This is a genomic window from Poriferisphaera corsica (genome assembly GCF_007747445.1).
GTDB lineage: Bacteria > Planctomycetota > Phycisphaerae > Phycisphaerales > Phycisphaeraceae > Poriferisphaera > Poriferisphaera corsica.
Genome location: NZ_CP036425.1, coordinates 642,607 through 654,817, shown reverse-complemented (window position 1 = coordinate 654,817; position 12,211 = coordinate 642,607). Strand labels below are relative to the sequence as shown.

Below are 12,211 nucleotides of genomic sequence, written 5' to 3'. Positions count from 1 at the left end.
GCTCTAACAGGTGATTAGACTAATATGCGATGGATCTGGATTGACAGAATCGTTGAAATCGAAAAAGCGCAGCGATGCGTGACTATCAAAAACGTTTCCGCTGCCGAGGAAGTCGTCCACGACCACTTCCCCGCAACGGATGATCGCCCCGCCATGCCCGTCATGCCTAACTCCCTGATCATTGAAGGGATGGCCCAGACCGCAGGCATCATGGTTGGACACGCCAGCGACTTCAAAGAAAAAGTCCTACTCGCCAAAATCACCCGAGCAACCTTCCATAGTGTTGCCAAGCCCGGCTACACCATCCGCCATACCGCCACCATGGAAAACTTCGGCAAAAGCGGCGCTTCCGCAAAAGGTGTCACTGAACTCATTGATCCCGCAACAGGCGAAACCAAGCCACTCGCCGAAATCTCCCTCATGTTCTCACACATCGATCACAACATGGCTGGCCTCGAATTTCCCGAACACAACTTCGTCTTCACGGGCATGTTCATCGACCTGCTCAAACGATCTGGTGTCGAAGTCGAGTAAATCCCAGCACAATCAATTGCCCCTTCAACGCCAGTTACGACTGGCGTTTTTCTATAGCTAGACAACTTCGCCACCATATCCAACCGACCATTTGCACCCCAAAGGCAACTTTTTGCGAATATTTTAACTATCTAATTATTCGATACTTACAGCCAATCGTGTCACATCACACCTATATCTATCTTAAAAAGCCTTTGACTTTCGTTCATTATCGCTTACCTTGTATTTGTAACCTATTGGATACATTTAATTACGTCGTACCTTCGGACTCATCCAGTCACCTCAAATACATGATTCGCAGCACGCCTAAACAATCACAACAATAAACAACCAAAATTCTATTTGTTTTCATATGAATTAACTTTTTACTGATATCGGCAAGCCTCTATTCTGAATATTGCCGCCCCAAAAACCAGGAGAGAAACATGAGACTTACAACGATGACCAAATGCACTGCAGCCACCTTTATGATCGCCAGCTCATTCGCGATCGGAGCACAAGTCAACGCTGCACAAACAGCACTCCGACACAGCCAAGCCATCGACCTCAGCCCATACTTCATCGGCGGCGCCCCCGATAGCACCGTTGGCTTCGCAGGCAACGGTAACAGCCCACTATCACTCGCATTTGATGGCACAAACGCCTACATCAGCGGCTACAACAATAGCTCAAGCGATGGCTCCGTTGGTGTTGTAAAAGTCAGCAATGTTACCGGCACAGGCAACGTCACGGTTACAGACCTTGGTATCAAATTCGACGTCAGCGGCTTCCGTGGTATCGATTCAATGGTCTATGCAAACGATGCGCTCTACCTTGCGAACGACAACGGTACAACCAGTTCTTCCTACATCCGCAAATATGATGTTTCAGGCGACACCCCATCACTCGAAACTGAAGTCAACGCGCCAGGCCGCCCACTCACCATTGACTATAACCCCAATGCTGACAACATCAGCTATGTTCAGTACAGCCAAGGCCGCATATTCCAACTCAACAAAGACACACTAACCGAGCAAGAAGGCGATACTCACAAAGCCATCATTTACGATCCAGCCACCGGCACAGCATGGCGTTCAGTTTCCTTCGACTCCGATGGTAATGTTACAGCCGCAACCTTCCAAGGTATCGTTGTCGGCAACCTCAATGGTGATGGCAATGGTTACCGCAAGCTTGATGATTCCGGTGCAGGTGTCACAAACGCACTTCAGTACGGAGCGGACAATAACGTTTGGGTTTCCGTTGATATCGTCGAAGACGCGGGCGACTCTGACCTGATCGCTTATACACTGCGAGGCACGACCGAAGTCACCGATTCCACCGGCTCCAGCCGCAGCATTGACGCAAACAACGTTTATCTCGCAAACCTCGATGGCTCAGTCGACGGCCTCTCGCAAATTGAACTCACCGGCGCGGAAGACGGTATCGGCGCAGCATGGCAGAACGACACCAAGCAGATCATGTACGACGTTGACGCTGAAGGCAACGGCACCCTCCTCGTTGTATCATTCGGCGATGAACGTCTCGACGTTTATACATTCGCAGCAGTCCCTGAACCAGCGTCCATGGCTCTCCTCGGCGCAGCAGGCCTGCTCATCCTCGGCAAACGTCGCCGTAAATAACCTCAACACCAAATCCGTATGTATTGACATACAACAGTTGCAAAAACTCCGCATTTTCGCGGGGTTTTTTTAATACCCAATCGATACAATCTGTTCTCGTTTATGTAAACACATCGAAGACATCTTCGAGAAAATCAAAAAAGCGGCTCGTCTTCGATTCATTTCGATTTTTACGTCGATTGCTACTGAGCCTATCATCCATTCGATACTCGTTCCGGCGCATCGCATCGTCATCATACTGATACGTCTGTCGCAGCTTATGATTCTCATCACGAATATGCGATGGCACATGAACCTCCCGCGGCGGTGTTTCTTCATCTAATGGATCAATAGAGGATGTTCCTACTGTCTTTTGTGTGGACGCGATCACAGCTTCTCGCTCCGTATCGCGTTTCCTCTTCAGTACTGCGCGTATCTCATCAAATTCACCGCCATCCAACCACACGCCATGACATCGACCGCAAATATCCACCTTCACCATCGTCTCAGGAAACATCAATTCACACATCGAATTCGTTTGACAAGCCGGGCATTTACACGAGGACAATACCTTCTCAGACGCACCAACCTCGCCCAGCCCTGTTGCCCCAAGCACCTGATCCAACTCGTTCGCATCAAACCAAATCCCTTGGCATGACGGGCATTGATCAATCTTGATATTACGCTTCTTAACTTCCAGCTCTTTAAGATCGTGAATCATGCACTTAGGACACTTACGAGCCGAAGTAAAACTAAACCTTGCCATATTTCACTCCCGTCTATTCATCCCGAACCCCTGAGAATCAAAACAAAAATTAAAGCAACAATACCATTCAACTCAATTTTCAAATAAATCTTTCCATCAAATATAGCATATTTATAGGCACATTTACGCCTTTTCTCACCCTTCATCTCCCAATCCTGCAAAACATACAACCACCCATCACATTACGCTTATCATTCCCATCATTTCACCTTAAAATAGCGCCCTGCCCGGTATGGCAATTTCTTGGGATCGTGTGGTCGAGCAACGGTTATCGCCTACTGTTTTATTCGTATACCGAAAGACCGATACATGAGCACTATCACCACATCGTTAGCCACCAGTCAACCCGCGCTATCTTCATCCCAATCACCGCGTATCCTATCCCTCGATGTCACACGTGGCCTCATCATCCTACTCATGATCTTCGTCAACGATGTCGCCAGCGTCGCGCAAACACCCACCTTCCTCAAACACTTCTACGGCAACGGCATGATGCTCCCTGATATCGTCTTCGGCGCTTTCCTCTTCATCGTTGGCATGTCCATGCCCCTCGCCTTCTCCAAACGCCTCACCAGCAACTCACTCCCACAACTCCTCTCACACATCCTCATCCGCTCACTCTCACTCATCGTCCTCGGCATTCTCACCGTCGCAGGCCCCACCGAAATCAAATTCCACTTCATCGATCCACAAAACTCAACCCTCATCAAAATCCTTCCTAACCTCTGGTCATTTGCCACCTACACCTGTGTTTTCATCGTTTGGCATCACGTCCAAACTACTACAAAACGCGGACAAATCATCTCACTTACACTCCGCATCCTTGGCATCATCGCCATCCTCTACCTCTCCACAATCTACCGATACAAAGGCGAGCCCATCGAGCCACGCTGGTGGGGCATCCTCGGGCTCATCGGCTGGGCATACCTCGTTTGCTCACTCCTCTATCTTATTGTTAGAAACAATCCATACCTACTCATCATCGCCACCGCCGCCCTTTACGGTGTCTACGTCCTCTACCGCACCGGCGACAACTTCCTATTCTCCGGCGACCCCGCATCACCACTCACCTGGCAACCTACCTGGAACAACCAACCCCTCTGGTTCAACTTCCGCTTCACCGGTGAAACCATCGGCTCCCAAGCCGCCATCACCATGACCGGCATTCTCTTCGGCACCATCTTCCTCAAATCCTCCAAAATCCAATCACCTCAGCAACGTCTTTCCTACGCCTTCATCTTCGCCTCCCTGCTCGCCATCGCCGGCCTCATCGCCTACCCCTCCTACGGCATCAACAAACCCCAAGCCACACTCTCATGGTGTCTCTTCTGCTCTGCCATCACCGTCTTCATCTGGATGCACCTCTACATCATCATCGATCTCTGCAACTACAAAAAGTGGACATTCCTCGTAGGCCCCGCTGGCTCCAACCCACTCTTCGCTTACATGCTCGCCCCAGTCCTTTACAAAATCTTCTCCATCTCCGACAAACTCACCGATCCCAATCGCTACTCACCATTCAGCCTCGGCTCCGAATCCGCCTCGTGGTTCGGATCACAAGTCCCACTCGCACAACCCTACATCGGCATCACAAAATCCATCGTCTTCGCATTCTTCGTCGTCGCCCTCACTGGACTCATTGCCAAACGCGGCCTGCGCCTAAAACTCTAATCAACCTCAACAAAACCAAAGTAAACATAAAATAAAAACCGCGACGCAAGCCGCGGTTTTCTCATATATCCATATGACGTTTCAATGTCACATTAAAAACACAAGCATTTATCTAATGCCCAATTAGAAGGCAATTTGAAATTCCGTTCGCCAAGCGATCATCGGATCTTGACTGAAATCCTGACCCGGCTGAGCACTAAAACCAAGCGCCCCACTCATCGGATCATTACCAAACGGGTTCATCCCCGGGGCCGTACCGTCAAAGAAGTAAACCACATCACTCGTCAGCTTCAGATTGTGCTTGTTAATAAAGTAATTCGCACCCACCGTCACGCCCTGATTCGCCTCAAAGCCTTTTGAATCCTTATCAAAATACTCATAACGAACGAACGGCTGAACCTTCTCTGTCGCCATAAAACCCGCCTGCAACACCACACCCACAGCATCAGCCAGCGGGTCCCCCAAAAACGTTGTCTCGTCCGCATTCAATACATGCGAACCATTCATTGAACCCTCAAGCATCAACCCCTTGTTCTTGTACATCGCATCAACCGACCACGCCAGATAATCCAAATCCTCATCAATAATCGCATCGTTCTCAAACCCCTTCTCATAATGCACCGCCGCCCCTAAGAACGCTGACATCCCTGTCCCCGACCATGAAACCCGATCATAAATCTGGCGCCAATCACCCGCTAACTTCATATCCAACCGGCTCGTGAGCGCATAATCAAACACATTCTCACCAAAGCCGTTGTAGTCATTCGGATAAGCTGCATATTCACCGTTGCTGATCGCACCAGTAAACTTCGCGTTGTCATTGATGTTGTAATAGAACTGCAACCCCGTCCCAGCATCCAGCGTGAAATACTCCGCTGCAGACGCACGCGCAACAGTCAACTGACGTGCAAGGCTCGTCAACTCCTCACGCAAGTATGGCAACTGCCACTGCCCACCTAATACCGCAAAATCATCCGTCACCTGCACCTTAAAGAACGCAAGCTCCATCACACTCGAACCGTTATACGGATTCGTGCCGACATCCAACCGGTACTGGAACCGTGGATCAACCACATGCCCTTTGAAGATCAACCGTGCACGCCGCACCTGAAACTCGCTAATCTTGTCCCCGCCCTTCGACTTCGGCCGATTATTCATCACGTTGTAGTAATATCGAATCTGTAAATGCGCACCAATGTTCATATAAAAATCATTGTCCGCCGAGCGAATGAAAAACTTCCCGTTCTCATTCCCAGCCAGCACACTGCTCTGCAACAAACTGCTCCGCGTTTCCGCATCCGCCAAAACATCCGCAATCAGATCCTTAACCTGCTGCGTCTGGCGTGACGTTAATTCATCTGAAATCTGCTGACGCTCGAGCTCTGCAATCCGTTTTTCAAACTGCTGAATCTGACCACTCATCACCTCTACTTGGCCTTCAGCCTGCACAAACGAACCGACCGATAGCGCAATCGCAGCCGACGCCGCGAGGCGATTAAATAACCTTGACATGTAAACACAACTCCTATGTCCCGCCCTGGTAAACACAATCCATAGAACTAGGCTTTGTGATATAACCTGTCTGCCTTCCCCCTCCCCAGCACATCCCACCCTCTACACACTCCGGCCGCTGCCATATCTCCTCAGCAGCCTACTCAGCAAACCGTTCTTCACAAATGCACTAACTGATCATTAATCAGTACAAACAAGTAAGTATTTGCCCTGATTGGACATATTCTGCGGTTTTGCAAGCTTTCCGCAAGTATCTTCGGAATAAATAGTCTTATTATGTGCTTGGCTTTTCTAATATTGCTCATACCGCCCCACGATCAACCTATTCCTCGCTTTCTGATCAGCCCTTTCTCATCTATCATGCATCAATTCCCCCTATAATTTCCCAACCTTTTCCTCTCAGGAGCAGAGCCCACACATGCAGTCTCGCCAAGGCCAAATCCTCATCTCGAACACCGACATGCTCGACCCGAACTTCCATCAAACCCTCACCCTCCTCGTTCAACACGACGACCAGGGCGCACTCGGCCTCACCCTCAACCGTGAACTCGACGTGGACTTCAAAGAACTCTGGGCCAACGTCTCACCCTCCACCTCCAACTACGACGGCTCGCTCATGCTCGGCGGCCCCTGCGAAGGCCCCCTCATGATCCTCCACAACAACCCCATCTACGGCACGCAACCCGTCATCCCAAACGTCTTCTTCACCACCGACCCTGAAGAAATCACTTGGCTCCTCGAACACCACCGCGGACACATGAAATGCTTCACCGGCTACTCTGGCTGGAGCGCCCTTCAACTCGAAGAAGAACTCGAAGTCGGTTCATGGGTCACCGCAGAAGCAACACCCGAAATCATCTTTGAAGAAGATCACGCTAACCAGTGGATAGAGACCCTCCGAGCAATCAACCCCTCGCAAGCCACCCTCTACCAAAACCCCAAACTCTTTGACGCCGACCCCAACCTCAACTAAGTCTCCCACTAAATAGCGATCGTCGTCCCAAGAATATTCATTAATTTTCTCCAAGCGCACGCCCCCCGGCCGTGGCGTGTCGCTCAAATCAATGCGGCTCATAATGCCCCATACACACAACGACCTCTTCACCCATCCATCCAATTAAAAAACCCTTAAAAATAAGGGTCTTTACAATACTAGAGCAAGTTGCATCATGACGTCCTACATGTCCTGCGAAAACAATCGGAAGCAGGCTCACGTGAGAAGTGTTTTTACTGCAACGGCTTACTGGTCAACGAGTGAGTATTCTCGCAAGGCGTTCTAAAACGAACCAATCAGGTTTATTTCTTCGCTGTCCAGAAACGTACCTTCGTATCCTTCACCGGCACCCCCTCCTTATTCTTAAACGAATTGAACTTCCCCCAGTTCACGCCAAACCGATATCCCTTCCCAGCCTCCAACTTCACCTTCCACACAATCGTCTTCTCATCTCGCCACACCGGCCGATCCACACCTTCCGGCGCATCGTCACCAAACTGCGGAAATGAATACCCGCTGCTCATCGGCTGATCGAACACAATCACGATCTCATCCGTCGCGGGATCAACATCTATCTCACCATTCGACGGCGACATGCTCACAATCTTCGGCGCATTCGCTTTCTTAACCTTCGATTGTTTTCCATCATCCCCACGCTTCTCACGCCCCGTCCAGAAACGCACCATCGTATCCTTCACAGGCACCCCATCCTCATTCCTAAACGAATTAAACTGCTTCCAGTTCACGCCAAACCTGTACCCCTTGCTCGGCTCCAACTTTACCTTCCAAACAATCGTTTTTTCATCCCGCCATACCGGCCGCTCAACACCCTTCGGCGCATCGTCACCAAACTTCGGGAACGCAAACCCTTTACCCATCGGCTGATCAAACACCACTACAATCTCATCCGTCATGGGATCAACACCACGCGCACCATTCCTCGGCGTAATACTCACAATCTTCGGCACACCCGTACTCACATCACCCTGCTCATACTGCCCCGACTCAACCTGTTCCACCCCATCACGCGCCTTACCCGTCCGAAAATTCACCTTCGTCCAAGGCACACTCACACCATCAGCACTCTTGAAATTCCGATGCGACGGACTATTCACCCCAAAATAATACTTCTTGTTTGGCTCCAACTTCACCGGACGCACAAACGTCTTATCATCCTTCCAGTAAATCTTCCCTGCCGACGGCGGAAACGTCTCGCCACCACCTGTAAACGACCTGCCCTTCCCCATCGGCACATTGAACTTAATCACGATCTCTTTCAAGCTCGGATCAACATTCATATCACCATTCCGCGGCGTCATACTCACAACCTTTGGCAACTCCGGAACCTTCACATCCTCAACCGTATTCACCTGCTCCCCAGACTTCGCCTCCCGAGTCTTAAACCGCACTTTCGTCCACTTCACACTCACCCCATCCTTACTCTTAAAATTTCGATGTGATGGACTATTCACCCCAAAATAATACTCCTTGCCCGGAAGCAGCTTCACCGGCACCACAAACGTCTTATTGTCACGCCATGTAAGCTTCCCATCGATAAACGGAAACGTTTCCCCGCCCCCCGTCATCGACCTGCCCCTCCCCATCGGCACATTAAACTTGATCACAATCTCTTTCAGATTCGGATCAACATGCTGATCCCCAGCTTTCGGCGTCGTACTCACCACCCGCGGCGCAGCCGCCCAAGTACTCGCCATCACACCCAACACCATCATTAAACTCAACATCCAACGAAAGCCTATTCTCATCTCATTGCCCTTTCATGACATGCATTACAGTACATTCAAAAACAAAACCAGCCGCCATACCCCTATATTCAAAGCATTTTATTCATCACTCACCGCATCCGTCACTACAACATCTTCTTCACTTTCTAACCGGTTCATCATGTGAACAACCGCCGCCTCATACACAGGGTCGTAATTCCGAAACTCCTCCGGCCTCGATGCCACATACACATCCGGCTCAATCCCCACACCCTCAAAACACTCACCATCCAGCGTCATTGCCTGCCACGAAGGCAACACCACGAACAAACCATTCATCAACTCATAACGCCGCGGATTTCCCGACGAACCGCGTGATCGATCACCCAGCAGCGTCGCATTCGGCGCTGCACGCATCATCAGAAGTAACGCCTCACACGAACTCATACACCGCTGTCCCATGAGCACAACGACCGGTTTATCGTAATACGGCCCACTCACATCATGCTTGAACCAGCGAGTAAAAACAGGTGTAAAACCACTTTTCGATGAAGGATCAACACTGATATTCTTCGCATACGGCAATTTGCCTTTGATAAAACAACCAGCCATCCCGCGCGCCATGAGTTCATCGCCGCCCCCGTTAACTCGTAGATCAAGAAACACACCCGGCGTATCTTTGACATGCTCAACGGCTTGATAAAAAGCATTGACCTGCTGTTTAATATTCCCGGATAGAGAGGGAACATAAATGTAACCGTATCCTTCAATTGTGATGCCGGAGACAATGTTTTTGTGTTTACGAACATCGCTGAGCGTGTCGATGATCCAACTGATGTTTGAATTGTCTTCTACAAAACTCGTGGATGTGCTGATGCGCTGATCGTGATTGATGATGGAAAGATGTAAATCGCGGGCTTGTGCGAGCAACCAGCGCATGTCGGAAATCATTTGTTTTCTTGTGGTTACGCCCTCCACATCGCTCATCATCATGTCGCAAAGATATTGCCAATCAATGTTGTGTTGATCACGGTAGGCGTATTTTGTTTGAAGCAGAATCGAAAGCTTTTGCCACGCTTGGATTTGCCGTTTGGAAGTGAGAACCTCAACCTTTTGAACTAGCTTATCTTTTGGTTGAATTGCCTGAGCGGGCGCATCGGCAGCATAAAGCGTAAGTGTTTGAAAAATAATGAATAACACTAAAACTGATGTACGGCTAAGCATCTGAATACCCCGTAAAAAATGATGTCCTATTGAACAACCTCTATCTATAAGACGCAACACAAGTTCAATCATTGCGGATCATGAAGAAGTATTCAATAAAACATCAATCACACAGGCATTCTGATCATTTCAATATCACTCTATTAAAGACGTATTGCAAGCTATATTGTTCAAATCAACTAACTGAATCTATTTGGTTTTTTGATTCTTCTTCGTAGAACAACGCAACAGAACGCGCGCACAGTTTTACATTTCGCGGCGTGTTTGTGCGCACAAAAAACGATTTTCGGGGGTTTGCCTGTATCTTTTCAGCTACGTTTTCTCTTAAAAACCATCAACAATGATTAACTATGCTCAAGCTTTGACGAGAAAAGTATTTTTCCGCGCAAGTGCGAAAAGCGAAATTTCACGTTTGTGCGCGCCGGATAATTTTCATGTTGTATCGGATTGACGATCAATTGAATATGCTCCAGACATCTATACGCGCGGAGAAAATAAATCGTCCTTTGCACAACTACCACATTTTCGAATATCTAAAAAGTGAATCCAATATGACCAACGGAAACCATGAATTGATGAGTGCCTCGTGATTAATCAAGAATAATCTGTACACGGTGATTGAGATCTTCAGCCATGGATTGACGGTCGAGCCCAGCTCTTGCGCGGAGTACGTGACCTTGGCGCAAATCAAGCATGAGGCGAGCACGTTGTAGTGAGGGGAAATCGCCGGGCAGGTTGCCTTTGCTTTTTTCCCGATCGAAGCGTTTGGCGATGCGAAGATCGGTTGCGAGGATGGCTTGCTGAAGAAGCTCTTTAACACCTTCAACGGAGCCGGCGTTGGTGGCAACACATGAACCGAGGAAGCAGCCGAGACGGCCATCACCTTTTTGCGTGGCGTAGTCGAGGGCGGCGTTCATGAGGGCGCGAACAGCTTTATGGATGTCGGGTTCGGACTCGAAGGCGACAAGCGGCTCGCAGGCATCGTTAGTTGTGTAACGTTCGATGGCTTTGAGGTAAAGGCTGTGCTTATCCCCGAAAACGGCGTAAAGACTGGGGCTATTAATACCCATCGCGTCAGTGAGGTCACGTATGGAAGACCCATCGTAACCTTTGGCCCAAAAGACATTTACAGCGGCCTCAAGGGCTGTATCCATATCAAAATTACGAGGTCTGCCGACCTTTTTTTGTACCATTCGTTACAAAACTCCTTGACATCAAATCTGCTGCCTCTAGTATTATAACGTACGCTACAAAATATCAATCGTGATATAGCGTTTTAATGAGCATTAAATTCTGAATCAAGCGTTTGCGATGCTGTATGTGTCGCAGCGATGCTGTTGCTATGCATTGATTTATGAATGGAAGGAATTTGAAGATGCCTAAAAGACTTGATGGGAAAATCGCGTTTCTGACGGGGGGAAACAGTGGGATTGGCTTGGCGACAGCGAAAGAGTTTGCTAAGCAAGGCGCGACGGTTGTGATACTGGCTCGAAGTCAGGAGAAAGCGGATCGAGCATTGGCGGAAATTGGCGGCGAATCGGAAGCGGTGATCGGTGATGTAACTGATTTGGGTTCACTAGAAATCGCCTATTCGATGATTAGAGAAAAATATGGTCGGCTTGATATTGTGTTCGCGAATGCAGGGATTGTGCCGACGACGCCGCTCGGGGAAGTGAGTGTGAGCGATTTTGATCAGATGAGTGATGTCAATTTTAAAGGCACATTCTTTACGGTTCAGTATGCATTCCCGTTACTGACAAATAATGCATCGGTGATTCTTGTTTCATCTTGTCTGGATGAAATGGGTGCTGAAAACTACTCGTTGTATAACGCGACGAAGGCGGCGATACGTTCATTGGCGAGATCATTGACGCCTGACCTTGCGCGTAAAGGTGCGAGGATCAATGTATTGAGTCCTGGGCCGATTGATACACCAGTGCTTGAAAATTCAGGGATGAGTGACGAGCAGATTCATACGCACAAACAAGCATTTGCGAATGTTCTTGCTGCGGGACGCGTTGGAGAACCTGAGGAAATGGCGAAAACTGCTTTATTTATGGCTTCAGATGACTCATCGTTTATGTTTGGCAGTGAAATACAAGCTGATGGCGGGATGAATCAGATGAGGATAGCCATGCAGTGGTGATGAGAACTATACAAGGATAAAAAAGAAAACCCTCGGCTGAGA

General features: G+C 49.0%; 10 protein-coding genes. 5 read left to right on the top strand and 5 right to left on the bottom strand.

Going from position 1 to position 12,211, the window contains the following annotated elements; genetic code table 11:
- The first annotated feature begins 24 nt into the window (after nt 1-24).
- Both KS4_RS02560 and KS4_RS02555 read left to right on the top strand, forming a co-directional pair.
- Nucleotides 25-534 carry a hotdog family protein gene (locus tag KS4_RS02560; protein ID WP_145074196.1) on the top strand — a complete coding sequence of 170 codons (510 nt, stop codon included), beginning with the start codon at nt 25-27 and terminating at the stop codon, nt 532-534.
- A gap of 425 nt (nt 535-959) precedes the next feature.
- Nucleotides 960-2,153, top strand: a complete 1,194-nt coding sequence (locus tag KS4_RS02555) for a PEP-CTERM sorting domain-containing protein (protein WP_145074193.1) — start codon at nt 960-962, stop codon at nt 2,151-2,153.
- A 100-nt stretch (nt 2,154-2,253) separates the two neighbouring features.
- On the opposite strand, the gene KS4_RS02550 is transcribed toward KS4_RS02555, so the two are convergent.
- Nucleotides 2,254-2,898, bottom strand: coding sequence for a TFIIB-type zinc ribbon-containing protein (locus KS4_RS02550; protein ID WP_145074190.1), 645 nt, complete (start codon nt 2,896-2,898; stop codon nt 2,254-2,256).
- A 309-nt stretch (nt 2,899-3,207) separates the two neighbouring features.
- Between KS4_RS02550 and KS4_RS02545 the strand changes: the two genes are divergently transcribed.
- On the top strand, nt 3,208-4,569 hold the full coding sequence (locus tag KS4_RS02545; protein ID WP_145074187.1) for a heparan-alpha-glucosaminide N-acetyltransferase domain-containing protein: 1,362 nt from the start codon (nt 3,208-3,210) through the stop codon (nt 4,567-4,569).
- A 123-nt stretch (nt 4,570-4,692) separates the two neighbouring features.
- Here the strand turns inward: KS4_RS02545 and KS4_RS02540 are convergent, their stop codons facing one another.
- Nucleotides 4,693-6,081, bottom strand: a complete 1,389-nt coding sequence (locus KS4_RS02540) for a porin (RefSeq protein ID WP_145074184.1) — start codon at nt 6,079-6,081, stop codon at nt 4,693-4,695.
- A 418-nt stretch (nt 6,082-6,499) separates the two neighbouring features.
- Between KS4_RS02540 and KS4_RS02535 the strand changes: the two genes are divergently transcribed.
- Nucleotides 6,500-7,054 (top strand): YqgE/AlgH family protein, encoded by a 555-nt coding sequence (locus KS4_RS02535; RefSeq protein ID WP_145074181.1) that lies wholly within the window; start codon nt 6,500-6,502, stop codon nt 7,052-7,054.
- A 323-nt stretch (nt 7,055-7,377) separates the two neighbouring features.
- On the opposite strand, the gene KS4_RS02530 is transcribed toward KS4_RS02535, so the two are convergent.
- The 3 genes from KS4_RS02530 to KS4_RS02520 form a co-directional block, all read right to left on the bottom strand.
- On the bottom strand, nt 7,378-8,841 hold the full coding sequence (locus tag KS4_RS02530; RefSeq protein ID WP_145074179.1) for an Ig-like domain-containing protein: 1,464 nt from the start codon (nt 8,839-8,841) through the stop codon (nt 7,378-7,380).
- A gap of 78 nt (nt 8,842-8,919) precedes the next feature.
- Entirely contained in the window at nt 8,920-10,023 is a 1,104-nt protein-coding gene (locus tag KS4_RS02525) for a S41 family peptidase (RefSeq protein WP_200761487.1), read from the bottom strand.
- A gap of 590 nt (nt 10,024-10,613) precedes the next feature.
- A complete protein-coding gene (locus tag KS4_RS02520) occupies nt 10,614-11,216 on the bottom strand; it encodes a TetR/AcrR family transcriptional regulator (protein ID WP_145074173.1) in 603 nt (200 codons plus the stop codon).
- A gap of 182 nt (nt 11,217-11,398) precedes the next feature.
- Here KS4_RS02520 and KS4_RS02515 point away from each other — a divergent pair, with 182 nt between their 5' ends.
- Nucleotides 11,399-12,169 carry an SDR family oxidoreductase gene (locus tag KS4_RS02515; RefSeq protein WP_145074171.1) on the top strand — a complete coding sequence of 257 codons (771 nt, stop codon included), beginning with the start codon at nt 11,399-11,401 and terminating at the stop codon, nt 12,167-12,169.
- Nucleotides 12,170-12,211: the final 42 nt, after the last annotated feature.